24 protein-coding genes and 2 tRNA genes are annotated in these 23,728 nt (G+C 70.2%); 16 read left to right on the top strand and 10 right to left on the bottom strand.

The genetic code is table 11. From position 1 onward, the window contains the following. Window positions 1–109 precede the first annotated feature (109 nt). From CRP55_RS03970 to CRP55_RS03960, 3 genes are all read left to right on the top strand, one after another. The gene (locus tag CRP55_RS03970) at window positions 110–979 is read left to right on the top strand and encodes a DMT family transporter (protein ID WP_179855028.1); all 870 of its coding nucleotides are present in this window, start codon (window positions 110–112) and stop codon (window positions 977–979) included. Window positions 980–1,196: 217 nt separating this feature from the next. After that, entirely contained in the window at window positions 1,197–1,976 is a 780-nt protein-coding gene (locus CRP55_RS03965) for an ATP-binding protein (protein ID WP_245922764.1), read from the top strand. Window positions 1,977–1,985: 9 nt separating this feature from the next. Then, the gene (locus CRP55_RS03960) at window positions 1,986–2,543 is read left to right on the top strand and encodes a DUF5709 domain-containing protein (RefSeq protein WP_097318034.1); all 558 of its coding nucleotides are present in this window, start codon (window positions 1,986–1,988) and stop codon (window positions 2,541–2,543) included. A 107-nt stretch (window positions 2,544–2,650) separates the two neighbouring features. On the opposite strand, the gene CRP55_RS03955 is transcribed toward CRP55_RS03960, so the two are convergent. Continuing rightward, window positions 2,651–3,289: a response regulator gene (locus CRP55_RS03955; protein ID WP_097318729.1), complete on the bottom strand. Its 639-nt coding sequence runs from the start codon at window positions 3,287–3,289 to the stop codon at window positions 2,651–2,653. Between the two features lie 25 nt (window positions 3,290–3,314). After that, window positions 3,315–4,448 (bottom strand): MacS family sensor histidine kinase, encoded by a 1,134-nt coding sequence (gene macS / locus CRP55_RS03950; protein ID WP_097318033.1) that lies wholly within the window; start codon window positions 4,446–4,448, stop codon window positions 3,315–3,317. 77 nt (window positions 4,449–4,525) lie between these two features. Here macS and CRP55_RS03945 point away from each other — a divergent pair, with 77 nt between their 5' ends. Together CRP55_RS03945 and CRP55_RS03940 are read left to right on the top strand one after the other, a co-directional pair. Then, window positions 4,526–4,930, top strand: coding sequence for an ATP-binding protein (locus CRP55_RS03945; RefSeq protein ID WP_097318032.1), 405 nt, complete (start codon window positions 4,526–4,528; stop codon window positions 4,928–4,930). Between the two features lie 75 nt (window positions 4,931–5,005). Next, complete coding sequence (locus tag CRP55_RS03940) at window positions 5,006–5,902, top strand: carbohydrate-binding protein (RefSeq protein WP_143234393.1); 897 nt, start codon at window positions 5,006–5,008, stop codon at window positions 5,900–5,902. 1 nt (window position 5,903) lies between these two features. Here the strand turns inward: CRP55_RS03940 and CRP55_RS55540 are convergent, their stop codons facing one another. Together CRP55_RS55540 and CRP55_RS03930 are read right to left on the bottom strand one after the other, a co-directional pair. Further along, window positions 5,904–7,145, bottom strand: a complete 1,242-nt coding sequence (locus CRP55_RS55540; protein WP_097318030.1) for a chitosanase — start codon at window positions 7,143–7,145, stop codon at window positions 5,904–5,906. 53 nt (window positions 7,146–7,198) lie between these two features. Further along, a complete protein-coding gene (locus CRP55_RS03930; RefSeq protein ID WP_097318029.1) occupies window positions 7,199–7,450 on the bottom strand; it encodes a hypothetical protein in 252 nt (83 codons plus the stop codon). 96 nt (window positions 7,451–7,546) lie between these two features. On the opposite strand from CRP55_RS03930, the gene malQ reads away from it, so the two are divergent. From malQ to CRP55_RS03915, 3 genes are all read left to right on the top strand, one after another. Further along, a complete protein-coding gene (gene malQ, locus CRP55_RS03925; RefSeq protein ID WP_097318028.1) occupies window positions 7,547–9,478 on the top strand; it encodes a 4-alpha-glucanotransferase in 1,932 nt (643 codons plus the stop codon). Beyond that, window positions 9,475–9,654 carry an antitoxin gene (locus tag CRP55_RS03920; protein ID WP_097318027.1) on the top strand — a complete coding sequence of 60 codons (180 nt, stop codon included), beginning with the start codon at window positions 9,475–9,477 and terminating at the stop codon, window positions 9,652–9,654. Before malQ ends, CRP55_RS03920 begins: the two co-directional genes overlap by 4 nt. A gap of 64 nt (window positions 9,655–9,718) precedes the next feature. Next, the gene (locus tag CRP55_RS03915; protein WP_097318026.1) at window positions 9,719–9,898 is read left to right on the top strand and encodes an antitoxin; all 180 of its coding nucleotides are present in this window, start codon (window positions 9,719–9,721) and stop codon (window positions 9,896–9,898) included. Window positions 9,899–9,913: 15 nt separating this feature from the next. On the opposite strand, the gene CRP55_RS03910 is transcribed toward CRP55_RS03915, so the two are convergent. Then, on the bottom strand, window positions 9,914–10,294 hold the full coding sequence (locus CRP55_RS03910; RefSeq protein ID WP_097318025.1) for a hypothetical protein: 381 nt from the start codon (window positions 10,292–10,294) through the stop codon (window positions 9,914–9,916). A 128-nt stretch (window positions 10,295–10,422) separates the two neighbouring features. Between CRP55_RS03910 and CRP55_RS03905 the strand changes: the two genes are divergently transcribed. Together CRP55_RS03905 and CRP55_RS52760 are read left to right on the top strand one after the other, a co-directional pair. After that, complete coding sequence (locus CRP55_RS03905; protein WP_097318024.1) at window positions 10,423–11,274, top strand: spermidine synthase; 852 nt, start codon at window positions 10,423–10,425, stop codon at window positions 11,272–11,274. Window positions 11,275–11,435: 161 nt separating this feature from the next. Further along, window positions 11,436–12,920, top strand: coding sequence for a hypothetical protein (locus tag CRP55_RS52760; RefSeq protein ID WP_179855002.1), 1,485 nt, complete (start codon window positions 11,436–11,438; stop codon window positions 12,918–12,920). 115 nt (window positions 12,921–13,035) lie between these two features. On the opposite strand, the gene CRP55_RS03895 is transcribed toward CRP55_RS52760, so the two are convergent. Then, the gene (locus CRP55_RS03895; RefSeq protein ID WP_097318023.1) at window positions 13,036–14,271 is read right to left on the bottom strand and encodes a TerC/Alx family metal homeostasis membrane protein; all 1,236 of its coding nucleotides are present in this window, start codon (window positions 14,269–14,271) and stop codon (window positions 13,036–13,038) included. Window positions 14,272–14,289: 18 nt separating this feature from the next. Continuing rightward, window positions 14,290–14,943, bottom strand: a complete 654-nt coding sequence (locus CRP55_RS03890; RefSeq protein ID WP_245922763.1) for a pentapeptide repeat-containing protein — start codon at window positions 14,941–14,943, stop codon at window positions 14,290–14,292. Window positions 14,944–15,229: 286 nt separating this feature from the next. Here CRP55_RS03890 and CRP55_RS03885 point away from each other — a divergent pair, with 286 nt between their 5' ends. From CRP55_RS03885 to CRP55_RS03875, 3 genes are all read left to right on the top strand, one after another. Beyond that, entirely contained in the window at window positions 15,230–15,691 is a 462-nt protein-coding gene (locus CRP55_RS03885) for a hypothetical protein (protein WP_143234391.1), read from the top strand. A gap of 91 nt (window positions 15,692–15,782) precedes the next feature. Next, a complete protein-coding gene (locus CRP55_RS03880) occupies window positions 15,783–17,345 on the top strand; it encodes a DUF5305 family protein (protein WP_097318020.1) in 1,563 nt (520 codons plus the stop codon). A 65-nt stretch (window positions 17,346–17,410) separates the two neighbouring features. Next, window positions 17,411–18,448 (top strand): lamin tail domain-containing protein, encoded by a 1,038-nt coding sequence (locus tag CRP55_RS03875; protein ID WP_245922762.1) that lies wholly within the window; start codon window positions 17,411–17,413, stop codon window positions 18,446–18,448. A gap of 45 nt (window positions 18,449–18,493) precedes the next feature. Here CRP55_RS03875 and CRP55_RS03870 read toward each other — a convergent pair whose 3' ends face one another. Further along, window positions 18,494–19,045, bottom strand: a complete 552-nt coding sequence (locus CRP55_RS03870; RefSeq protein WP_097318019.1) for a TetR/AcrR family transcriptional regulator — start codon at window positions 19,043–19,045, stop codon at window positions 18,494–18,496. A 122-nt stretch (window positions 19,046–19,167) separates the two neighbouring features. On the opposite strand from CRP55_RS03870, the gene CRP55_RS03865 reads away from it, so the two are divergent. Further along, window positions 19,168–19,869: an SDR family oxidoreductase gene (locus CRP55_RS03865; RefSeq protein ID WP_097318018.1), complete on the top strand. Its 702-nt coding sequence runs from the start codon at window positions 19,168–19,170 to the stop codon at window positions 19,867–19,869. 609 nt (window positions 19,870–20,478) lie between these two features. On the opposite strand, the gene CRP55_RS03860 is transcribed toward CRP55_RS03865, so the two are convergent. Further along, window positions 20,479–20,552 (bottom strand) — tRNA-Met (locus CRP55_RS03860). Between the two features lie 103 nt (window positions 20,553–20,655). On the opposite strand from CRP55_RS03860, the gene CRP55_RS03855 reads away from it, so the two are divergent. Both CRP55_RS03855 and CRP55_RS03850 read left to right on the top strand, forming a co-directional pair. Further along, window positions 20,656–22,413: an ATP-binding protein gene (locus tag CRP55_RS03855; protein ID WP_097318017.1), complete on the top strand. Its 1,758-nt coding sequence runs from the start codon at window positions 20,656–20,658 to the stop codon at window positions 22,411–22,413. 187 nt (window positions 22,414–22,600) lie between these two features. Beyond that, complete coding sequence (locus tag CRP55_RS03850) at window positions 22,601–23,425, top strand: flagellin (RefSeq protein WP_179855001.1); 825 nt, start codon at window positions 22,601–22,603, stop codon at window positions 23,423–23,425. Between the two features lie 160 nt (window positions 23,426–23,585). On the opposite strand, the gene CRP55_RS03845 is transcribed toward CRP55_RS03850, so the two are convergent. Next, window positions 23,586–23,659, bottom strand: a tRNA-Met gene (locus CRP55_RS03845). Window positions 23,660–23,728: the final 69 nt, after the last annotated feature.

The raw sequence follows: 23,728 nt of genomic DNA, 5'->3' as shown, positions 1-23,728 counted from the left end.
ACAGAGCCGGCACCGGAGAAAAGCAAAGCGCCCCGAACCGCTGAACGTCGCCCGCCCCTGGTCTATCGTGCGTCACGTGGTGTCCTCGGGCTGGCTCTTCCTCACCGCCATGATTCTGGCGTACGGGGTGGCTAACCTGCTGCAGTCGGCGGCCGCGGCCCGCACGACCGTGCACCACACCTTCGACCCGGGTCTGCTGGTGCGTCTCGCCGGTCAGCGGACCTATCTGCTCGGCCTCGGCTGCCAGGTCCTCGGTTTCGTGCTGGCCTTCCTGGCCCGCGAGGATCTCCCGCTCTTCCTGGTGCAGGCGAGCGTCGCCGCCGGGCTCGGCGTGACCGCCCTGCTGGGTGTGGTCATTCTCAAGTGGTCCCTGCCGGTCGCCGAGATCGGCCTGCTCGCGCTGCTGCTGGTCGGCATCGCCGGCCTGGTCCATTCGGCGAAACCGGCCCCGGCGCGCCCGCTGGGCGCTTTCGCCGTCGCCATGCTGGCGCTGTCGGTTCTGGTCATCGCGGCTTCGGGCTTCTTCGCCGTACGGCTGCAGGGCGCGCTCGGCTCGGTCGTGCTGGGCTCGCTGGCCGGTGTGGGCTTCTCGGCCGCCGCGATCGCCGCCCGCCCGCTCGCCAACGAGCACACGGTCGGTGGCTTCTTCGCCAATCCGCTGCTCTACCTGCTGGTGGTGCACTCCCTGGTCGGCCAGTTGCTGCTGGGCCTGGCGATGCAGCGCGGCTCCACCACCGCCGCCGTGGCCGCCATGGACGCCGGCGGCGCCGTGCCGGCCGCGGTCGTCGGCCTGCTGCTGCTGGGCGATCAGATCCATCCCGGCCGGGGCTGGCTGGGCGCGCTCGGCTTCGTGATCACCTTGGTCGCCGTGATCGGGCTGACCCGGTACGCGGAACCCCAGCACCATCACGCCACGGCCGAGGCGTGCCGCCCGGAGAAGAAGAAGACTCCGCTGCGCCCGGCCGCCACCAGCCGCTGACCGTCCTCCAGCCCCCGCCCACCGCCTTAACGGGACTGAAGACTGATCTCTCTGTGACCGGCGCCGCTCGGTGTGTATGGAAGTGCGGTGCGCGGGTAAAAAGCTGACCATGCCGTAGTGGCGGTTATGTCCCGATTACCCGACTCACGCGAGCCGTTGCCGAGATTTTCGCCGCGAAAATGCGAAAGCGGCACGTGTTCTGCACAATGGAGCGATCATGTCGAGCGAGGTGCGGCACCTGGTGGACCGCGGGCAGACGTACCCCCTGGTCCAGCTCACCGGCGTGCTCGACGCTGGAAGCGCTCCCACGGTCCGTTCCGTCCTGCTCGACCTGCTCGCCGAGCAGCCCGAGGCGGTCGTGGTCGACGTCGCCGGCCTGAGCCTCGACGGTCCCGAGTCGGCCGGCGTGCTTCGCGACGTCCACCGGGAGACCGCCGACTGGCCCAGTGCCCATCTCGCCCTCTGCGCCACCGACACCGCCCTCTGGCAGGGCACCGGCTGGCCGGTCTGGCCGGACCGGGCGCAGGCCTTCACGGCGCTCGGCGAGCCCGGCCCCGAGCATCGGGTGAGCCTGGAACTGGAGCCCGCGACCGGCGCCGCCCGGCGCTCGCGGGAGCTGATCACCGAGCAGTGCGGTCGCTGGGATTGCCCCGACCTGGCCGGCCCGGCCTGCATCGTGGTCACCGAGATGGTCAACAACGTGGTGGCGCACGCGCGGACGCCGATGATCGTGCTGCTGGCCACGCACGGCGACGGCATGAGCGTGGCCGTGCGCGACCGCTCCGAGACCGTGCCCAGCTTCGACGGCACCCCGGCCCCGGTCACGGCCTACGGCGGGCGCGGCATGCTGCTGATCGATTCCGTGTCGGCCCGCTGGGGCAGCCTGCGCCTCGACGGCGGCAAGGTCGTCTGGGCGCTGATCGAGGACGAGGAAGCGGCGAAGGCCACTACCCGGAAACCCAACGGGGCGAGCATGGCCGACCCCGCACGCGGGTAGATTGCGCTCATGCGAGACAACGACTACCCCGCCGAGGTGTCCGACCCGGAGGCTTCGGGCCTGCCGGACACCGCGGATGACGATTCGACCGCCTACGACGAGGTCGAGAGCGGCCGCTGGGCGGACGGCGCCGACCCGGCCGCGCTGGCGGGCGTCGGCCCCGGCGGCTCCAACCGCTTCGGCGACACCGCCGAGGAGGCGCGCGAGGGCGAGTCCCTCGACGCCCGCCTGCGCCAGGAGGAGCCCGACTTCGGCGCCGAGGACCCGATCCCGCAGCGCCGCGACCCGATCGACGAGACGGTCGACAGCTCCGAGCAGCGCGACTTCGACGCGGACGTGTGGGGCGCGAGCCCGACCTCGGACCCCAAGTCGCAGGTGTCGCTCTACGACGACGGCCAGCTCGACGACGACGACCCGCAGCCGGTCGGCCGCCTGGTCGCCCCGGACGAGGGCTACGGCTTCGACGACGAGGCCGACAGCGTGGCCTACGACGCCGGCGCCTCGGGCGGTGGCGCCTCGGCCGAGGAGCTCGCCATGCACGAGACCAACGCACCCGACTACGACTGAGGCTCGGGCTCCTCGAGTCCCTGCTCGGGATCTCGCCCGTCGATGTCGAGGGCGTCGAAAATCACGTCGGCTGCGCCTCGTGATTTTCGACGGCCTCGACATCGACCTTATGGGGCGGGCTCCTCGTCGAGCGGAGCGAGACCGGCTTGCAGGGCATAGCGGGTCAGCTCCACGCGGTTGTGCAGCTGGAGCTTGCCGAGCGTGTTCTGGACGTGGTTCTGCACCGTGCGGTGGCTCAGCACGAGCCGCTCGGCGATCTGTCGATAGGACAGGCCCTTCGCCACCAGGCGCAGCACCTCGGTCTCCCGCTCGGTGAGCTTCGGCGCGGCCTCCCGCGGCGCTATCCGGCGGAACTCGCCCAGCACCAGCCCGGCCAGGCCGGGGGTGAAGACCGTGTCGCCGGCCACCGTTCGGCTCACCGCGTCGAGGAACTCGTCGAGCCCGGCCGACTTCAGCAGATATCCGCAGGCGCCGGCCTTCATCGCGTCGAGCACGTCCTGCTGCTCGCCGCTGGCCGAGAGCATGAGGATGCGTACACCAGGAACCTCGCTCTGAAGCCCGTTGATGACCTCGACACCGGAGACGTCCGGCAGCTGGAGGTCGAGGACGATCACGTCGGGACGGGCCGCCGCGGCGATGCGGACCGCCTGGCGTCCCTCACCCGTCGTCGCCACCACCTCGTAGCCGGCGGAGGTCAGGTCACGGCTGACGCCCTCGCGCCACATCGGGTGGTCGTCGACCACCATCACCCGGATCGCAGCGGTCACCCGATCACGATATCGGTGCCCGCGGAACGGCCATCTCCACCTCGGCCCCCTCGCCCGGCGCGGAGACGATCGCCACCCGGCCGCCCAGGTCGGCCACCCGGCCCCGGATCGACTGGGCCACACCGAGCCGCCCCTGCGCCTCGGCCTGGGCCAGCCGGTCGGGCTCGATGCCGCAGCCGTCGTCGCGCACGGTCACGACGACCTGGGCCGGCTCGTCCTCCACGAACACGTAGGCCTTGGTGCCGGGCGGGCAGTGCCGCGCCACATTGTCCAGCGCGGCCGCCACCGCCAGCTTCAGCTCCCGCGCCGTCGCCGCCGGGAGCGACACCGGCCCGGCCGGTCCCGAGACGGTCACGACCGGCGACTCGTACGCCTCCAGCAGCGCCATGAGATCGAGCTCGGCCCCCTGCGGATCGCTCAGGGCCCGGCCCGCCATGAGGCTGCGCAGCGCGGTCTCCTGCTCCCCGGCGAGCCGGGCCAGCTCGCCCGCCTCGCCGTCCAGGCCCACACCCCGCCGCTTCACCAGCGCGAGCACCTGGAGCACCGAGTCGTGCACCTCCCGGGCCAGCCGTTCCCGTTCCCGGGTGGCCGCCTCGAGCTCGACGGCCCGCTCGAGCCGTTCCTGTGCCACCTCGGCGATCCGCACCAGATAGCCGACGGCGATCGCGGCCAGCAGCATCAGCACCGCGCCGGTGAGCGCGGCCTGGTCGTAGTGGGCCCGCACGATCAGGTCGGTGGCGCCCATGGCGAGCGCGGCCGCGATGCCGGCCCGCCGTCCGCGGGCGACGGCCCAGCAGAGCACCGGCGCGACGTGCCAGGCGACGGCCAGGGTGGGGCGCCCGGCCTCCAGCGCGGTGCGCCCGACCACGAGGACGCTGGAGGCCAGCGCGGCCATGGTGATCAGCAGGTCGGCGAGAAGCAGGGGCGGACGGCGACGGGCCGGGTTCCCGTACGCGTACGTGGTCACGACCGTCCACGCGGCCATGACGGCCAGCACCGGCCAGGCGAGCATCGGTCTCAGGTAGTCCCCGACATTGCTGACGACCAGGATCGTCGCGTACGTCAGGGCGGCGATCCGGTAGACCGCGATGGCCCGCCACAGCGGGGTCTGGAACCCGCTGTTCCGTACGTCCGGCATGCGCCGACCATCCCACATGGCGCGCGCCACCCGCAGGCCGCACTGCGGGAAGATCGGGCGTGGCCTAACGTCGAAGGATCAGCACCCAGGTTCTGCTCTCCGAGACGTTCGACCACAGCTCGATCACCGCGCTGCGGCACCTCGTCGCGTCCTGTGCCGCGGAGGCCGGCCTCCGCGGCGACCGGCTGGACGATTTCGTGGTCGCGGTCAACGAGTTGCTCACCAATGCCGTCCGGCACGGCGGCGGTCTGGGCCGGGTCGCCCTGTGGCACGCCGACGGCTCCGTCGTGTGCGAGGTGAGCGATTCCGGCGGCGGCCTGCCGGCGCACCGGAGGAAGCCGCCGGCGCGCCCGGCGGCCGATCAGCCCGGCGGGTGGGGGCTGTGGCTGGCAGAAGAACTGACGGACGAGTTCGACCTTCGTACGGGCGGTGGCGGCACCACGGTCCGGGTGTCCAGCCGATCTTCCTTAAGAGAACCTTAAGCCGCGTCCCCCGAGCTTGCGCGAGTGCGTCTCACGTTTAGCATCGTGCCTGCTGTTACCTGAGGGGGAGCCGCTGTGGGCGAGGCACGTCACCGGACCGTCACGTCGAGATGGCCCATCCGCCCGCGCGCGGTGGCGGCGCTCGCGGTGGCCATCGTCGGGCTCGCGGCGGCGATCTATCTGCCCGGCCGCAACGACGTCGCGGACGCCTCGGAGCGCCGGTCGAGCTTCTCCGACGACTTCGGCGGCGAGCGGCTGGACGCGGCCAAGTGGCTGATCGACGGCGACGACCGGGAGAACGGCCGGCAGCGCGACGGCGAGCTCGTCGTCGACCGCCTGATGAGCACCCGCAAGGCCTTCGCGCAGCCGTTCGGGCACGCCGAGGCGCGGATCAAGGTCAACCGGGAGAGCGGCCCGTGGCGGGCCTTCGGGGTGGTCGACAAGTACGGCCGGGTGCTGCGCGGCACGCTCGAGACCCTCGACGAGGACGCCGATCGGACCTCGGGCGACGACTTCCACACGTACGTCATCGACTGGTCGCCGACCGCCATCGTGTGGTCGGTCGACGGCCGGCCGGCCCTGCGGCTGGTGCCCGAGGAGCCGGGTCTGCCGATCGCGCTGGTGCTCAACCTGGCCACCGACGGCCGCCGCCCCGGCCGCATGATCGTCGACTTCGTGAAGGTGACGGCGAGCTCGAAGCCCCTGCCCGCGCCGTCCGCCCCCTCCTCGGAACCGACCAGCGCCGCCCCCACCAGCGCCGCCCCCACCAGCGCCGCCCCCACCAGCGCCGCCCCCACGAGCGCCGCGCCCACCAGCGCCACGCCCGCCGTGCCCGCGTGGAAGGCGTTCACCGCTTACGCGGCCGGCGACCTGGTGACGTACAAGGGAGTGACCTACAAGGTCAAGGAGGCGCACACCTCCCTGCCCGGGTGGGAGCCGACCGCGCTGCCCAACCTCTTCCAGAAGGTCTGACTCAGCGGGCGATCCGATAGGCGTCGCCGTAGACGCTCCAGCTCAGCGGGGCGGTCAGATCGAGGTTGCTGCGGCCCAGCAGGCTGCGCTGGGCGGTGTCGACGCGGGTGGTGTCGCTGTGCGCCTCCTCCGAGCGCATCTCGGCGACGCGCGCGTTGAGGAAGGCGTTCAGATAGGCCGGCTCGTCGCCGCCCTGGGCCGGGGTCTTCGCCGTACGCATCGCGGCCGCCCGGATGCCCTGAAGCCCGGACACCCCGTGCATGACGGCCGCGTCGAAGTAGGCGAACTGGCCCAGCGCCCGCAGGCCGTCCAGGCGGGCCATGCGCACCGACGGGTTGAAATACATCCAGTCGCGGGCGTCCTCCTGGACCTTCTGGAAGATCGGGTCTTTGGCCGCCGTCCGCCAGGCGGCCGGGAATCCCGGGTCGAGCCCCGCGTGCGAGTCGGAGCCGTCGACCGTGCGCAGCGCCGGGATGTAGCGGGCGAGCACGTTCGCCGGCTTGCGCTTCGTATATTCGAGCACCACCTGGAGCATGTCTGACGTGCCCGAACAGAAGCCCACGATGCCGGCCGTGTAGCCGCGGCCGTCGTCGATGTCCTCGATGTAGCCGAAGGACCTCCGCCAGTTCACGGTCGAGTTCTCCGCGGTCGACACCAGCTGGAGCGCGGCCTCCTTCTTGCCCTTGTCCTCCAGGCCGGAGGCGAGCGAGCCGGTCGGCGGGGCCGCGGCCGGCAGCACCTTCGACGCCGGGCCGTAGACGCGGACGTCACCCAGCGCATAGCCGCCGGTCCGCGTGGCCCGCTGCGTCGCCAGCACCCGCACGAAGCGGCCCGTCCCGTTGAGGCGCTTCAGATCGTCGGTGCCGCCGTTGCCCTTGGTCGTGGCGTAGACCGACGCCCAGTTGGCGCCGTCCATCGACGTCTGCACCCGGTAGGTCCGGGCGTACGCCCCCGACCAGCGCAGCGAGACCCGATCGACCCGCTTGACCGAGCCCAGGTCGATGCGCAGCCACTGGCTGCCGGGGCCGCTCGCGCTGGCCCACCGGGTGACCGTGCTCGTGTCGGTGGCCTGGGCCGCCGTGGCGCCCCGCTCGACCGACGACGCGGTCGCCGGCCGGCCACGGGAGATCAGCACATTGCTGTCGGCGCCGGCCGCGACGGAGATGGCCAGGGGTACGCAGAGAGCCACGGCCACCCCTGTGCCGAGCGCCGCCGATCTGATCGATCCTGCTCGGATGCGCATTCTTCAACGCTAGGCCGGGATCCGCCATGATCCCCGGGGTTCGGCGAAAAGCCCTACTTCCGCTTGCGGCCGCGGGAGATCAGGACGATGGCGAGCACGATGCCGGCCACCACGAACAGGCAGCAGAGCGCGCCGAAGATGCCGAAGAAACCGAAACCGCCCCGTCGCCTCGACCGCGCCGCCTCGACCGCGACGTCGGCGACCCCGTTCGTCGCCGCCCACGCGTGCACCGGCACGACCAGCGTCAACACCGCGCCGGTCACGACCGCGGCCATCCGGGACCACCACTTCACCACAGCAGACATGCACCCCATCTTGACCGACACGGGCAAGGACGGCCACGCGAGTACCCCCGGATCCGGCAGGGTATGACGAGCAGGACCGAACTGAGAGGGGTGCGGATGGACGCCGACCTGGCGGCACTGGCGACGGCTCACGGAGTGGCCACCTGGTACGAGGACTGGCACCGCGAGCGCAAGGACGTCTCCGCCGAGTCCGTCGCCGGGGTGCTCGGCCTGCTCGGCGTGGACGCCACGACGCCGGCCGCGATCAGCACCGAGTTGGCCGCCGTGCGCGAGCGCGAACGGCTCGGGCGCATGCCGGGCACCGTGGTCGTGCGGCAGGGCAGCGGCCGCGACCTGCCCGGACCGGCCACGATCGAGCTCGAGGACGGCACCACCCGCGAGGTCCGCGAGGTGCCGGACGACCTGCCCCTGGGCTGGCACCGACTCGACATCGGCGACCAGCGGGTGACGCTCGTCGTGGTGCCGACCGAGCTGCCCGAGCCGCCGCAGACCTGGGGCTGGATGCTCCAGCTCTACGCGCTGCACTCGGCTCGGTCGTGGGGCATGGGCGACCTGGGTGATCTGCGCGAGTTCCTGGGCGTCTCCGGGTCGCCCGGGCTGGTGCTGCTCAACCCGCTGCACGCGATCACGCCGACGCTGCCGGTGCCGGCCTCGCCGTACTCGCCGTCCAGCCGCCGCTTCGTCAACCCGCTCTACCTGCGCATCGAGGACATCCCGGAGTACGGGCGGGCCGACGCCGGCACCCGAGCCATGATCGACGCGCTGCGGCCTCCGAAGACGGATCTGATCGACTACAGCGCCGTCTGGAAGGCCAAGCTCCAGGCGCTGGAGCTTCTGTGGCCCCTGGCCGAGAAGGCGGACACCGAGGACGAGGGCCTGCTGGACTTCGCCCGGTTCTGCGCGCTCGCCGAGGTGCACGGCCCGAACTGGCAGCAGTGGCCCGACGAGTTCCGGCGGCCCGACTCGCCGGCGGTTCGCGCGTTCACCAGCGAGCGGATCGCCTTCCACGCGTGGCTCCAGACGCTGCTGCTGCAACAACTGGAGGCTGCGAACGAGGAGGCCCGGCGCCGGGGCATGCCGGCCGGCGTGGTGCACGACCTGGCCGTCGGCATCGACCCGAGCGGGGCCGACGGCTGGCTGTTGCAGGACGTGCTCGCGGCCGGCGTCCACGCGGGCGCCCCACCGGACGCGTTCAACCAGCTCGGCCAGGACTGGGGGCTGGCCGCCTGGCGGCCCGACCGGCTCATCGAGACCGGCTACGCCGCCTACCGGGACATGCTGCGGCGGATCTTCCGGTACGCCGGTGGGCTCCGCGTCGACCATGTGGCCGGGCTCTGGCGGCTCTGGTGGGTGCCGCCGGGCATGGGCGCCGACGGCGGCACGTACGTGCATTACGACCCGGACGCGATGCTGGGCATCCTGGCCCTGGAGGCGCACCGGGCGGGCGCCGTCGTGATCGGTGAGGACCTGGGGACCGTACTGCCGGAAGTGACCGAGGGTCTGGAGCGGATGAACATGCTCGGCTCGGCCGTGCTGTGGTTCACCCGCGACGACGACGATCCGGACGGCGGCTATCTGCCGGCCGGGAAGTACCCGCGCAACGCCCTGGCCTCGATCTCGACGCACGACCTGCCCACCGCGGCCGGGTTCCTGGCCGGCGAGCAGGTGAAGGTGCGGGCCGAGCTCGGGCAGCTGGCCGGGCCGGTCGAGCAGGAACGGAAGAACGCGGACAAGGACCGCGCCCAGCTCCTCGCCGCGCTGCGGGCCGAAGGCCTGATCACCGCGACCAGCACGGACGCCGAGATCATCGTGGCCATGCACGAGTTCCTGGCCCGGACGCCGTGCCGCTTCGTGACGGCGTCGCTCTACGACGTGCTGGGCGAGCTCGATCAGCCCAACCTGCCCGGCACCATGGACGAATACCCGAACTGGCGGATGCCGCTCAGGACCGGGCTGGAGAAGATAGCCGAGGACCCGCGGGTGCAAGCGGTCGCGAAGGTCCTCGGAGAGAGAAAGGCGAGCCGATGAGCTTCATGGACAAGGCCAAGGACTTCCTGGACAAGCACGACAAGCAGGTCGACCAGGCCCTCGAGAAGATCGGCGACGAGGTCGACAAGCGCACCGGCCACAAGTATTCGTCGCACATCGACAAGGGCGTCGACGAGGCGCAGAAGCGCACCGGCGACGGCGACACCCGTCCCTGACGTTTTGCTCCGTCCTGCCCGGGAAGCAGATAAGGCGTACCCCCGAGCAAGAAGGAGTTGGACGATGGGCTTCATGGACCAGGCCAAGGACTTCGCCGACAAGCACGACAAGCAGGTCGACGAGGGTCTCGAGAAGGCCGGCGACCAGGTCGACGACCGCACCGGGAACAAGTACTCGTCTCAGGTGGACAAGGGCGTCGACCAGGCGCAGCAGCGCACCGGCGACGGCGACACCAACGGCTGAGCGCCGCCGGCCGGCTCAGACCGCGAGTGGCGGTGGCGGCGGGTCGTCGTCGACCGCGTGCAGCATCGGGTGCAGCGGGACGAAATTGTCCCGCTGCCGGCACAACAGCGGCGGCAGCAGTGACGACCGGTGGTCCGGGTGTTCGGCGCAATGCCGCATCGCCCGGGTCATCGCGTCGCTGTGGTGCCGTCCGCCTCCGTACTCACCGCAACTGGCGCAGTCCCAGCGCCAGAACGCCGGGCCCTCGTCGGAGAGGTAGCGCCTGATCTTCAGCGGCGGGCCGGCCTCCTCCTGCGCCGCGGCCAGGATCGCGGGCATGGCGCCGGCCGGCGGTGGGCCGGTGGGGCGGCGCGCATCCCCGCCGATGATCTGCGCCAGCACATTGCTCGTGGACACGGCTCACCTCCGTACATAAAAAGAGAGACGACGCCGAGAAGTCTGGCCAGAAAAAAGCGGTTTGGGGCCGGAACTGTAGAAATGGTCCCCGACGCGGTGACGCCCGCGCCGACCTGGATACTTGCGGCGTGGCACAGCGCAGGAGGTCCGAGCGGACCGTCGAGACGGTCGCCTCCGGCGTCGCCGAGATCGTGCCCGATCCCGACCGCGACAGCGCCTTCACGCTGGTGCTCGACGGCGCGCCGCAGTCACACGTCGACCTGGCCGACCCCACCCACCTGGAGTTCGAGTACATCCGGCGGATGGCGGCCGCGATCGACCTCATCGCTCCGCCGGGCAAGCCGCTGCGCTCGCTGCACCTCGGCGGCGGCGCTCTGACGCTTCCCCGCTACCTCGCGGTGACCCGGCCCGGCTCGGCCCAGCGCGTCATCGAGATCGACGGGCCCTTGGTCGAGCTCGTACGCCGGGCCCTGCCGCTCCCGGCGAAAGCGAACATCCGCGTCCGCGTCGCCGACGCGCGGGCGGCCCTGGAGGGCATGCGCGACGGCGGGTACGACCTGATCGCGCTGGACGTCTTCGCCGGCGCCCGCACCCCGGCCCACCTGGCCTCGGTCGAGTTCATGGCCGAGATCGCGCGGGTGCTCGACCCGGCCGGCTGGCTGATCGCGAACATCGCCGACGGGCCGCCGCTGCGCCACGCCAAGGCGCAGGTCGCCACGATCCGGGCCGCGCTGCCCGAGGCGTGCCTGGTCGCCGACGCGGCCGTGCTGCGCGGCCGCCGCTTCGGCAACCTGGTGCTGCTGGCGGGCCGGACCCCGCCGCCGATCGCCGAACTGTCGCGCCGGGCGGCCGGCGACTGGTTCCCGGGACGGGTCGAGACCGACCTCGACCGGTTCACCGGCGGGGCGGCACCCGTGACGGACAGTGTCGCCGTAGCGTCACCCCTTCCCCCAGCGGGCCTCTTCGGTAACCGTAAGTAACCACTTTCGGTCCAAAGGGTTGAAGCTTTTCCGGCCTGTCGTGTACTCGTCAGGAAATCCGGTGTGATTCGCGCTTGCCCACTTGTTTGACTACCGGCACCCCGCTGTAATCGGTTACGGCCGCGTGTGGGGGCGCGGCACTACTGGGGGGATAGCCGCGCATGCCGGACAAGTACTTCGCGTCCGCAGATACAGGGCAGGTGGCCGCGCCGACGAGCGCGGCCCCCGCCGGATCGTCACTGCGTGACTCGATACAGAGCGCGACGGAGCGTGTGCTCTGGAGCGGAAAGTGTGCCGTCGCCGAGTACGCGTTCGACGAGCCGGCCTCGATGCCGCGCTGGACGCTGCCCGAGGAGACCGAGGTCGTGGTCACCGAGGAGCGGGTGCTCTACCGCGACCCGGTCACGCTGAGCACGGGCGAGCTGCGCTGGCCCTGGCCGCAGCACCTGCGCGTGCAGCCGGGCAACCGCGACGCGGGCCGCTCCGGCACGGTCACCCAGATCCAGCTGGTCTGCGCGGGGCCTCACAACTCGTTCCCGGCCCTGGTCTTCGCCGGCGGCGACCTGGCCGCGGTCGGCGACGCCGACCGCCTGGCCAACACGCTGCGGCAGGCGATCGCCCGGTACCGGGTGGAGCACGCCACCGAGCTGGGCATCCCTGTGATGCAGGCGCGCATGCTGTCCCGCCTGGTCATCGGCCCCGAGTTCAACAACTTCCAGGGCGGCGACGGGCAGACCGTGACCCTGATCGGCGCGGTGTCGGTGCAGCGCCTGGCGGCCGAGCCGCAGCAGCCGCAGAACCCGTGGGTCGCCTCGGCCTACGCCCCGCCGGCCTCCGACGCGTACGCGAAACCGGCGCCCCCCGCCCACGCCGCCCCTCCGGCCTACGACGCCGACCATGCCGCTTCCTCGGCCTATGCCACCCCGGACCATGCGGCACGTCCCGGCTACGCCCCGGCTCCGCACTCGGCTCCCCCTGTCGTTTCCGGTCCCCCTGCCGCCGCCGGCTTCGCGCCCGATGCGGCCGGTTACGCGGCCAATGCCGGATTCGCTCCCGCTGCCGGCTCCGCGGGGGCCGCCGCGGGCTCGGCGCCGGTGATTCGCGCGGCGACGCCGGCCTCGCCTCCCCCGCCGATCGTTCCCGCCCCGGCGCCCGCTCCCCCGCCGGTGCCCGCGGCGGCCTTGCCCACCTCGGCCGCGCCCACGTCGCCGGCCGCCGGCCGGGGCCGTTCCGCCTCCGAGAGCTGGCGGGTCCAGCCGGCCGACGACAACGCCCTGCGCGGCCGTGACGACCTCGACTCCCGCGCCGCCAGCCTGGCCGCGCGCGTGGCCGACCTGGTCTCGGGCGGCGCCGAGACCGGCAGCACCCGCCCGACCGGCGAGACCAACCTTTCCGCGTTCCTCGAGCGGCCCGTGCCCCGCTCGCCCGAGCCACCCCCGTACGGCGGCGCTTCCTCGCCGACCTCGGGCGCGGGCTGGGACACCCCCGCACCCACCTCGGGCGCCGGGTGGGAGGGCGGGGACCGGGCCGAGTCGGTGCGCCGCACCGCGGCCCGTTTCGCCGGGAACGCGGCCCGCAGCCGCGGCTCGATCCCGCGCCAGGACACCGGCGACATCCCCAGCCAGGGCAACCACCGCCAAGGCTGACCTCGACGGGGCCTCTGCCGACTCGAGCACGGGCTCGGCATGCCCCGCCGGCTCCGGCCCCAGGCCGGGCGATCCCCCGCTGGCTCAGGCGCGGGCCGGGCGATCCCCCGCTGACTCAGGCGCGGGCCTCGCGGCTCCCCGCCGACTCGGGGACGAAGCACGTGCCGGCGGCCACGCGCTGCTCGTGCAGTTGGTGTGCCCGGTGCAGCAGCGCCATGAGCTCGTCCTCGGCGCGGATCTGCGCCCGGTACTTCTCCGGCAGGCTCTTGAGGCGGGCCTCCTCGACGAGGAGCTTGTGGAAGATCTCGTCGCAGTAGGCGGGGTCCGTCTCGATGTCCAGGAACTCTGTCGCGTGGCGGCGCGCCGCCGCCACGTACGTCTGGGTCCGGCCCTTGGGACTCAGAAGCGACGCCACCACGGTGATCAGCAGGATCGAGATGATCAGCGCGAGGGACAGGGCCGTGGAGATCTCGACGACGTGGATCGACTCGCCGTCGTTGATGAACGGCACGTTGTTCTCGTGCATGGCGTGCAGGATCAGCTTCACGCCGATCAGGGCCAGGATCGCAGCTAGGCCGTACGACAGGTAGACCAGCCGGTCGAGCAGGCCGTCGATCAGGAAGTAGAGCTGGCGCAGGCCGAGGAGCGAGAACGCGGTCGCCGTGAAGACCAGATAGACGTTCTGGGTCAGGCCGAAGATGGCCGGGATCGAGTCGAGCGCGAACAGAATGTCGGTCCCGCCGATCGCCACCATGACCAGCACCATCGGGGTCAGGACGCGCTTGCCGTCCTGATAGGTGAACAGCTTGTCGCCGTCGTACTCGTCGGAGGTGCGCAGGACCCGGCGGGCGACCCGGATGACGAAGTTGTCGGGCTTCTCCTCCTGGTCGCCGTGCTGCTCACGCAGGAGGTTGCCCGAGGTGACCAGCAGGATCAGCCCGAACAGGTAGAACACCCAGGCGAACGAGTTGATCAGCGCCGAGCCCAGGAAGATGAACCCGGTCCGGGCGATCAGCGACACGACGATGCCGACGAGCAGCACCTTCTGCTGGTCGGCCCGGGGCACCTTGAAGCTGCTCAGCAGCAGCAGGAAGACGAACAGGTTGTCGACCGACAGCGCTTCCTCGGTCACATAGCCGGCGAAGTACTCGGCGCCCATCTGGTTGCCGCCGAAGATCCAGACGCCGACCCCGAACAGGATCGCGATCGACACGTAGATCGACGTCCACCGGGCGGCCTCGCCGAGCGTCGGCACATGCGCCTTGCGCACGTGGAAGAAGAAGTCGAACAGCAGCAACCCGACGATGCCGAGCACGGTCGCCACCCACACCACACCCGACACATCCTGCATGCGCTCATCCTAGGGCGACTAGGTGACCGCGGCGCGACGTTGGGAGGCCGTGAGGAAGAGCACGCCGGTCAGATCGGCGCCGCGAAGATCCGTACCCCGGAGATCGGCCCCGGTGAAATCGGCCCTCCGCAGATCGGCCTCCCGCAGATCGGCGCCGATCAACAGCGCCCCGCGGAAACTGGCGCCGCGCAGATCGGCCTTGCGCATCCGGCGGCCGATCAGATCGGCGCCGCTGTGATCGGGCCGGTTGCGCCCGCGGGCGAGCTCGCTGGCCTTGCGCAGCAGCGGGTTGACCCGGCGCCGATGGGCGTCCAGGTCGAGGGCTTTCAGCTCCTCCGGCGTCCCGCCGGCCAGACGGTCGGTCTCGGCGAGAGCGTTTTCCAGCTTGAGATGTACGGGGTGAGCCTCGCCCAGCTGCAAAGCCTCGCTCAGATACCACATGATCTCGTGCAGCTGCCGCACGACGGGCAGGGCGGCGAACATGGGCCCGGACAATTCGGGGGCGTCCCGCCACGTACGGCCGCCGAAGGTCTCCTGGGTGATCCGCTGCCCCGCGCCGAAGCAGTCGAAGACCACACACCCGTGAAACCCGCTCGGCTCGAGCCGCTCATGGATCCGGCACCGGAAGTCGTCGGCCAGGTTGAGGCAGGCTTGGCCGGCCGCTTTAGTCACGGCAAAGTCTGACGATTTGACGAATGCGGGTGCGACACAGCACAGCCCCGCGCAGCGGGCGCAGTCAGCTTGAAGTTCTCGTCCAGTCATACGGCCCCTACTGTCTCAGACCGTCCGGCGCGCCCGTTTCCCGGATCCAGCGGCACCCGAGATGCAACCCCCTCGTCTTCATGTGTCCCCGCCCCGCGGTCGAAACATCTTGTGTCCGCAGCTGACAACGAAAACCCCGGACCGAAACCGGGACGACACGGATAACCGAAACCAGGGGAGATACAGAATGCGCAACATGCTTCAGATCGTGGGCGGAATCGCGGCGGCCGGCGTCATCGCGGCGGGTGCCACGGCGCTGACCGGTGCGGGCGTCACCCGCACCGGTGGAGCTGCCGACACTTGGATCGGCGGTAAGGTCACGCAGACCGTCACCGGCGCGGTCGTGACCGACATCGACTACACCTTCATTGACAACACCGGCGCCAATCAGCAGCTGAGCGGTATCGACATCGATCTGACCGGCGCAGAGAGCAAGACCGTGGTAATCAAGCCGACGGGCGGTTCGCTTCAGACCGCGGTCGAGTGGTACTGCACTGGCGCCGACATCACGAGCCAGACGTACAGCAACGTCACCAACGCTGTCACCGTGGTGGGCGGCCCGGCAAACGCGGACATCAACTGCATCACTGCCAACGTCGGCCACAGCGCTGCGGGCTACTACTCGGGCCTCAGCGGGCTCGACATCACGGTCAGCTAATCCACCCACTCGGGCTACTTCGGAGTGCGAGGCTACATGTAGTCGCGCGGCCCCGGGAGCACCGATCCACAAGACCTTTCGCACCGCCGTCGTGGCCGTCATCCTCGGGATGGCGGCCATTGGTGCTTGGGCGGTCATGACGGAACGGCTCACCTACGTCGTGACCGATGGCGTGAGCATGAATCCCGTCTATTACCAGGGCGACCTAGTCTTCGTCGCGAAGGCCGATTCGTACCATGTGGGAGAGATTGCCGCTTATCATGGATCCATCCCGGGGCAGCGAGTCCTCCACCGCATCATCGGCGGGGACGGGTCAACCGGATTTGTCCTGAAGGGGGACAACAACCAGTCGATCGACACGGTGACCCCCACGACAGAGGAGATGATCGGCCAAGCCGTCCTGCACATCCCGAAGGGCGGCCTGTGGCTGAAGCCACTCCTCGGCCCAAGCGGGCTCGGGATGCTGAGCTTTCTGGTGGTGGGCGGCGGAGTCGCCACCGCGGCGCGAAACCGGCGGGAGATTCCGCGAGGTCGCCGGAAGAAGAGGGTGAAGGCCATGTCGCGGCAGGGAGGCTCATTGGAGACCGCCGCAGCGGTCTTCAAGACAGTGCAACGCCTTCCGTCCCCGCTTCGCGGCGGGGCTTACCTCGTCGCCGCGCTCACTGTGGTGGCACTCCTGTTGGGCGTTTTAGGCTGGATGAAACCGATCGTCGAGACCCTCGCGGTCGCCGCTCCGCCCAGCCAGTCCATCACCTACTCCTATTCGGCAAAGGTGCCGAAGTCCGCGGCGTACGACGGCACCACCGTGACCTCTCCCGAACCAATCTTCCGCAGGCTGACCAACACCGTCGACCTGCTCGCCGAGTACACCGGACCGGCCGGCACCTTCGATCTGAGCGCGGAGCTGAGTAACGGCACCGGCTGGCACACCACCATCCAACTGGTAGAGAAGAAGGCCTTCAGCAGTTCGTCCTATGAAGCGACGGCGAAGTTCGACCTCAAGGCGCTAGTCGCACGATCCGATGCCGCGTCAGCAGCGATCGGAGCAGCCAGCAGCGGCGCGGTAACCGTCGCCCTGACCGCACGAGTCGTCTCGCCCGGGGTCGGAACGCTGACTGCACCGCTCACGTTCGCGGTGGATCCGATGCAGATGGTGCTCGGCAGCAACACCAAGCTGACGAAAAGCAATTCGGGAACGGCGAGCACAACCGTCGTTCCGCGTGAAATCGGGATTCTCGGCCTAACGGCCTCACAGGCACGCTCTTACGCCATTCTCTCCCTCATCGCCGCAGGAATGGTTGCCGCCCTTGTGTTCTTCCTCGCACGGCGCGGGATGCCCCTTCGCACCCGTGCCCAGATTGAACGGCGTTACCCCCAACTCCTTGTTCATGTTGAGCCGATGCCGAGTCCTCCGGGCAAACCTGTGGTCAACGTCGACAACTTCCCGGCGCTGGTCAAACTGGCTGAGAAGTATGGGCAGATGATTTTGACGTGGCGGCGGGAGGATTCGGACGACTTCGTCGTTCGGGACGAGGGGATCACTTACCGGTACCGGGTTCCGCTGGAGGGGCCGGAGCTTCTGGATATCGAGCATCGGAATCGGCCCGCAACGGCTGGTAGCCATCGGCGGAAAGCGTCCTCGCCGGTGTCCTGATGGTGGCCGTGCATTGTCCGCGCGGACCATCTGAGCAGCTATTTCATGTCATTACACTGCTGCGAATGATCTCCAGGCTCGTGTCCAAGGCCACCGTTGCCGCGATCGGCGCGGTCATTGCCGTCGCCGCGCCGGCTTCCGCGGCGGGCGTTCCCACGCTGCAAGCCAGTGCGCCGGTCATCGTGGGCTACAAGCCGGTGACGCTGTCGGGCGTCGCCGAGGCCGGCGCCCAGGTGCAGCTCTACGAGACGGCGATCGGCTGGAACGACATGCAGCCGGCCCAGAACTGGACGACCGGTGGCACTGTCGTCGCCACCGCCGACGCCTCGGGTCGCTTCTCGTTCAGCCGGTGGGTCGACTCGGGCTTCCTCTTCGAGGTTCACCAGGGCTCCGCGGTCTCCAACCGGGTCACGGTCTACTCGCGCCTCGAAGTCGGCCTCAGCGGCGGGTCGACGGTCGCCGGCCGGGCCGACCTGACCGCCTGGAACGTTCCCGGCCAGGGCGGGCTGCCGTACCAGTTCCAGCTCAAGCAGGCCAACGGGACCTGGAAGACGGTGTTCTCCGGCAAGGGCTCGAGCGACGCGGACGGCGCCTTCCTCAACGCCAAGATCAGTGGCCTGGCGCCGGGCAGCTTGCAGACGTTCCGCGCGTACGTCGGCGGCGACACCTCGCAGGGCCTTCAGGGCAACTACTCCAAGGAACTGAAGATCACCGTCAAGGCCGCTGCGCCGGTCCAATTCACCAAAATCAGGTACGACTCGACGGGCGCCGACACGGGCAGCAACGCGAGCCTGAACGCCGAGTGGGTCAAGCTCACCAACAAGACCAAGACCCGGATCAACCTGAACGGCTGGACGCTGCGCGACGCGCAGAGCATCGTCTACAAGTTCAGCGGCACCGTCTACCTGAACGCCGGCGCGTCGATTTTCGTGCAGTCCGGCAAGGGCACGAACACGGCGACCCACCGGTTCTGGGGCCGGGCCGGTAAGAGCGGCTACGTCTGGAACAACGGCGGGGACACGGCCCAACTCCGTACACCCGCGAATGTGATCGTCGACGCCTGCAAGTGGGCGATCGTCGGCACGGGCGAGACCAACTGCTGATCTTCAAAAAAGCCCCGGTTCCTTAACGAACCGGGGCTTTTCGCGTCAGAGGCCCGCAGCGTCGAGCAGCACGGCGGCCATCTCGGCCGCGTCCGGCGCCTCGCCGTGCATGACGGCCCAGGCGCTCGCGCCGTCGAAGGTCATCGTGAGCTGACGCGCCAGTTTCTCGGGGTCGGCGGCGCCGCCCTGCTCGGCCTCGGCCCGGAAGAACGCGGTCAGCATGTCCTTGTAGCGCCGGGCGACCAGGCGCGCGGGATGCTCCGGCGCCTTGACCTCGAGCGAGACCGCGACGAACGGGCAGCCCTGAAATCCGGGCGCGGTCGCGGTCTCCTCGAAGCGCCGGAAGACGTGCAGGATGCGCTCGCGGTGCGTGCCGCCGTCGTCCTCGGCCGGCAGCAGATAGGCGTTGAAGGCCGGCCCGACGCGCTCGAGCCCCGCCGCCAAGATCTCGTCCTTGCTGCCGAAAAGCTGGTACATGGAGCGCTTGGAGACGCCGGCGGCCCTGCTCAGAGCCTCGACGCCCACGCCGACGCCCTCGCGATAGAAGAGATCCGCCGCAGCGTCGAGCAGGCGGTCTCGAGTGGCTTCGGAGGTCATGCGATCAGCATAGCGCGCGCGAAACTGATCAGTTTCCTTCATCACAGGGCCGGGCCTTGCCGTACGGAAACCGATCGGTTTACGTTGGTGGAAACCGATCAGTTTCTCCGAGAGGACGCGACATGACCGCCATCAAGGACTCCGTAGCGCTCGTCACCGGCGGCAGCCGCGGCATCGGCAAGGCCCTGGTCGAGGAGCTTTACGCCCGGGGAGCGAGCAAGGTGTACGCCACGGCCCGCGACCCGCGCTCGGTGAGCCACCCCGACGCCGTACCGCTGGCCCTGGAAGTCACCGACGAGGCTTCCGTCGCCGCCGCGGCCGCCCGGGCCACCGACGTCACCATCCTGATCAACAACGCCGGCCTGACCTCCGGCGCGTCATTCCTGGACTCCCCGCTCGACGAGGTCCGCCGCGACATGGAGGCCAACTTCTACGGCCCGCTGCTCCTGGCCCGGGCCTTCGTCCCGGTGATCGAGCACAACGGCGGCGGCCACATCCTGAACGTGCACTCGGCCCTGTCCTGGCTCGCCGACGGCGGCCCGTACAGCGCCTCCAAGGCCGCCCTGTGGTCCCAGTCGAACTCCCTGCGCCTGCTGCTCCGTTCCCGCCACATCGAGGTGACGGGCCTCCACGTCGGCTACGTGGACACCGACATGACCACAAACATCGACGCCCCCAAAACCGCCCCGCGGGACGTGGCAACCGCCGCCCTGGACGGCATCGAGTCCAACACGTACGAGGTCCTGGTAGACGAGGTAAGCCGCAACGTAAAGTCCGCCCTGGCAGGCGACCTAACCCTCCTCTACACCCAACTGGCCGCCTAACCACCACCAGAGGGCTGCGTTTGCGCCGGGTTGCGCCCGGCTTGGCCGGGTCAGGTTGCGCTAGGCCGGGCCAGACCGTGCCGGGCCGGGTTGTGCTGGACCGGGTGGGGTTGGGCTAGGTCCGGGCTGGGTTGGTGGGTTGCGCTGGGCCGGGCCAGACCGTGCCGGGCCAGACCGTGCCGGGTCGGATCGGGTCGGGTCGGGTTGGGTTGTGCCGAGCCAGGCCGGGTTGGCCTAGGCCGGGCTGGCTTGGGCCGGGGCGGGTTGTGCTGAACCAGACCGGACCGGGCTCGGCAGGGCCGCGCCGGGCCGGGCCAGGTTGGGTTGGGTTGGGTTGGGTTGGGTTGGGTTGGGTTGGGTTGGGTTGGGTTGGGTTGGGTTGGGTTAGGCCGGGCCGGGCCCAGTTGGGATCCGGCGGATCCGCCGAGCCTGACGTCAAGACCGTGAGCCCATCCGTGGCCAGCCGAAGGCCAGGCCGTCTCTCACCCACCGCACCCACCCCCAAGCGTGACCGCTCGCACCGTGGGGGTCTGGGGGCTCGGCCCCCAGGCAGATATAACGAAATCCCCCGGTCCGCGCTCTCTGCGGACAGGGGGATCCCGGATTTCGTAGCGGGGACAGGATTTGAACCTGCGACCTCTGGGTTATGAGCCCAGCGAGCTACCGAGCTGCTCCACCCCGCGTCGGCTCCTTAACACTACCCTGCCTTGTCCTCGGGTGCCCAATCCGGGGTACTCGGCGGGAAAGCGGTCTGCTCTTCCTCCCGGCCGGGCTAGCGTCGGGGTCATGACCGCTGCCGTGGGCGTCCGCCGGCTGGGGCGGCGGTCGGGCCTGGTGGTCGGCCTCGTTGTGCTGCTCGGGCTGCTCGGTTCGGGGCTGGCCACGTACGCGTTGCACAGCACGGCGAAGAACCGGAGCGAGCGGGCTTTCGAGCAACGGCAGACGGTGGTCGCGCAGGTCGTCATGGCCGAGTTGATCCAGTACGGGCTGGCGCTGTCCGACTTGTCGGCCTCGCTGGGGGCGCAGGCCGAGCTCACGGCTGACTCGTTCGGGGCGATCGCGGCGCCGATCAACGGGCAGCGGCTTCCGGGGGCGGCCGAGGTCGGCTACATCGTCAGTGCCACTGATGGCACGGCGGCTGCCGTCCAGGCGGATTGGCGTCGCCGGGGCAGTGCCGGTCTGACTTTGAAGACGGGCGGCGCCGGCAGCGGGGAGCACTACTTCGTCGTGCTCGGCCGGTCCTTGACGGGGTCCACGGCGACCCTCGGCCTCGATCTTCGGGGCACGGCCCAGGCCGTGCAGGCGTTGCGGAGCGCTCGGACCGACGGCGGGATCTCGACGAGTCCCACGTTCGAGGTTCCCGGGTTCGCGGACCGGTACTTCATCATGACGGCGCCGGTGTTCGCGACCCAGCCGGCGGCCGAGGCCGGCCGGTTCCGGGGCTGGATCGCCATGACGTTCAGCGGTAAGGAGTTCCTGGGGCCGACGCCCGGCGTGATCGGGGGCGACCAGGTCAGCATCGAGTTCGCCGACGTCTCGAGTGGCCGGCCGGTCACGATCGCCACCTGGAAGCCGGGCGCCCGGGTCGATGACGGCATGCCGGCCCGGGTCGTCGAGATCCCGATTCCGCAGAAGCAGTGGCAGCTCACCATCCGGCCCACGGTCCGGCTGTTGCCGGCGGCCGAGGCCTGGCTGGCCCGTGGCGCGGCCGCCATCGGAGGTGTGATCACGCTTCTGCTCGCGTTGCTGACGGCGACCGTGGTGACCTCCCGTGACCGGGCGCTGCGCCGCGTCGATCAGGCCACCGCCGAGCTGCGCGACGACATCGAACGGCGCGAGGCGGTGGAGCAGCAGCTGCGCCGGCGCGAGGAGGAGCTGGTCGGCTTCGCCGGCGTGGTCGCTCACGACCTGCGCAGCCCTCTCGCCAACGTGATCGGCTACGCCGATCTGATGGCCGGCTTGGACGACGGCGCCATGCACGAGAAGCAGCGCCGCTACCTGTCCCGTGTCCAGGCCAGTGCCGGCCGCATGCGCGATTTGATCGATGACCTTCTCGCATACGCCATGGCCGACAACACCACGCTGCGCACCTCCGAGGTCGACCTGAACGAACTCGTCGACAGCATCGTCGCCGAGCGCCTGGGCAGCGCTCCCGCCGGTACGAGCATCGACTGCGCTCCCCTGCCGACGGCCTGCGGCGATCCGAGCCAGCTCCGCCAGGTGCTGGACAACTTGATCGGCAACGCCATCAAGTACACCCCGCCCGACCGGACCGCCGAGATCACCGTCTCCGCCACCGCCCAGCCCGACGGCCTGTCCCGCATCGAGGTCGCCGACCGCGGCATAGGCATCCCCGAGTCCCAGCGCTCCGAGGTCTTCAACGCGTTCACCCGAGCCGAGGGCAGCGAAAGTTACCCCGGTACAGGCCTGGGCCTGGCAATCGTCCAGCGCATCATCGAACGCCATCACGGCACCGTAGGCGTGGACGATAACCCCGGCGGCGGCACCCGCTTCTGGTTCACCGTGCCCACGCCGGCTTCCTGATCGCCTTTTGCGGTCCCGGCGGGTAGCCGTTCGGTTGGTTGTTCCCGGTCGGTGGTGCATTCGAGCCGTCAGAACGTTGCGTTTCGGGAGCGGCGACCGACATGTCGGGCTGAACCCTCACCCCCGGGTTCGCAGACAGGCTAGGAGCCCACCCATGTTCGTCAGCGGAAGCAGCAGTGTCAGCGCGATGCGTATCGCCCGGTACCAGGCCGAGGCCCTGCAGGCCGTCGAGCGCTCGTCGGCTCGCATCGCCTCCGGCCGCCGGTTCACCTCGTTCGCCGAGGACACGGTGGCCGCCACCAGGGAGATTTCGCTGCGGGCCCAGCAGGGCGCCACCGGCCTCTATCTGCGGGCAGCGCAGGATGCCGGCTCCGCCGCGGAGGCCGCCGCGTCAGGTTTGCGATCGGCCTCGGACATCCTCGGTGACCTGCGCAACGCGGTGCTGGCCCTGAACACGGCCGACCCCACTTCGGTCACCGCGACCCAGCGCACCGTGACCGCGCTGACCGACGAGTTGACCAGGCTCAGCACGTCCACCACCACGGTGGCCGGCAAGAGCCTCCTCGACGGTTCCATCGCCTCGGCCCCGCTGACGTTCCGGGTCGGCGCCGGTGGCAGCGCCTCGGACGAGGTTCAGTTGACCGCGATCTCCGTGGCCGCCGACCAGCTCGGCTCCGCCTCTTTGAAGCTGAACGCCATCGACTTCACCGGCGGCGCCCCCACCGACCAGAACGACGCGCTGGACGCCATCGACGAGGCCCGTTCGGCCGTCACCGACAGCCTGACCTCCACCGCCGCCGTGTCCTCGGCGATGACCTACCACGCCACCGCCCTCGGCACCCAGTACGCCGCCGTAGACACAGCCTTGGACACCTTGGTAGGCGTAGACGCCGCCCAGGAAGCCGTAACCCTGACCCGAGCCCGCCTCCAGGCCGAAACCTCAGCCGCCCTACTGGCCCAAATCAACACCCTGCAGACAACCATGGTCCGCCACCTACTGATGAACATCTAAAACCCACCCGAGGCAGGCGCAGCCTGCGAGCCCTCACCAAGCGAACCACCCACCAAGCGCACCCAACCGCACCGTGGGGGTCTGGGGGCTCGGCCCCCAGGCAGATATGACGAAATCCCCCGGTCCGCGCTCTCTGCGGACAGGGGGATTTCGGATTTCGTAGCGGGGACAGGATTTGAACCTGCGACCTCTGGGTTATGAGCCCAGCGAGCTACCGAGCTGCTCCACCCCGCGTCGGCTCGTTAACACTAGCGCAACCCGTTGGCTGCTTGCAAAACGGGTGGTGGTGGCCCTCCTCACGGG

It is taken from the genome of Paractinoplanes atraurantiacus, from assembly GCF_900215205.1.
GTDB classification, from domain to species: domain Bacteria; phylum Actinomycetota; class Actinomycetes; order Mycobacteriales; family Micromonosporaceae; genus Actinoplanes; species Actinoplanes atraurantiacus.
This window is presented reverse-complemented; position numbering and strand designations above follow the sequence as displayed.

What these genes read in the sequence shown, in the direction of transcription:
- malQ (WP_097318028.1), top strand. Translation starts at nt 7,547, where the DNA reads ATGGACGCCGACCTGGCGGCACTGGCGACGGCTCACGGAGTGGCCACC.
- macS (WP_097318033.1), bottom strand. Translation starts at nt 4,448, where the DNA reads ATGCCGGACGTACGGAACAGCGGGTTCCAGACCCCGCTGTGGCGGGCC.
- CRP55_RS03970 (WP_179855028.1), top strand. Translation starts at nt 110, where the DNA reads ATGATTCTGGCGTACGGGGTGGCTAACCTGCTGCAGTCGGCGGCCGCG.
- CRP55_RS03960 (WP_097318034.1), top strand. Translation starts at nt 1,986, where the DNA reads ATGCGAGACAACGACTACCCCGCCGAGGTGTCCGACCCGGAGGCTTCG.
- CRP55_RS55540 (WP_097318030.1), bottom strand. Translation starts at nt 7,145, where the DNA reads ATGCGCATCCGAGCAGGATCGATCAGATCGGCGGCGCTCGGCACAGGG.
- CRP55_RS03930 (WP_097318029.1), bottom strand. Translation starts at nt 7,450, where the DNA reads ATGTCTGCTGTGGTGAAGTGGTGGTCCCGGATGGCCGCGGTCGTGACC.
- CRP55_RS03850 (WP_179855001.1), top strand. Translation starts at nt 22,601, where the DNA reads ATGCGTATCGCCCGGTACCAGGCCGAGGCCCTGCAGGCCGTCGAGCGC.
- CRP55_RS03920 (WP_097318027.1), top strand. Translation starts at nt 9,475, where the DNA reads ATGAGCTTCATGGACAAGGCCAAGGACTTCCTGGACAAGCACGACAAG.
- CRP55_RS03875 (WP_245922762.1), top strand. Translation starts at nt 17,411, where the DNA reads ATGATCTCCAGGCTCGTGTCCAAGGCCACCGTTGCCGCGATCGGCGCG.
- CRP55_RS03855 (WP_097318017.1), top strand. Translation starts at nt 20,656, where the DNA reads ATGACCGCTGCCGTGGGCGTCCGCCGGCTGGGGCGGCGGTCGGGCCTG.
- CRP55_RS03895 (WP_097318023.1), bottom strand. Translation starts at nt 14,271, where the DNA reads ATGCAGGATGTGTCGGGTGTGGTGTGGGTGGCGACCGTGCTCGGCATC.
- CRP55_RS52760 (WP_179855002.1), top strand. Translation starts at nt 11,436, where the DNA reads ATGCCGGACAAGTACTTCGCGTCCGCAGATACAGGGCAGGTGGCCGCG.
- CRP55_RS03965 (WP_245922764.1), top strand. Translation starts at nt 1,197, where the DNA reads ATGTCGAGCGAGGTGCGGCACCTGGTGGACCGCGGGCAGACGTACCCC.
- CRP55_RS03885 (WP_143234391.1), top strand. Translation starts at nt 15,230, where the DNA reads ATGCTTCAGATCGTGGGCGGAATCGCGGCGGCCGGCGTCATCGCGGCG.
- CRP55_RS03955 (WP_097318729.1), bottom strand. Translation starts at nt 3,289, where the DNA reads ATGGTGGTCGACGACCACCCGATGTGGCGCGAGGGCGTCAGCCGTGAC.
- CRP55_RS03915 (WP_097318026.1), top strand. Translation starts at nt 9,719, where the DNA reads ATGGGCTTCATGGACCAGGCCAAGGACTTCGCCGACAAGCACGACAAG.
- CRP55_RS03865 (WP_097318018.1), top strand. Translation starts at nt 19,168, where the DNA reads ATGACCGCCATCAAGGACTCCGTAGCGCTCGTCACCGGCGGCAGCCGC.
- CRP55_RS03870 (WP_097318019.1), bottom strand. Translation starts at nt 19,045, where the DNA reads ATGACCTCCGAAGCCACTCGAGACCGCCTGCTCGACGCTGCGGCGGAT.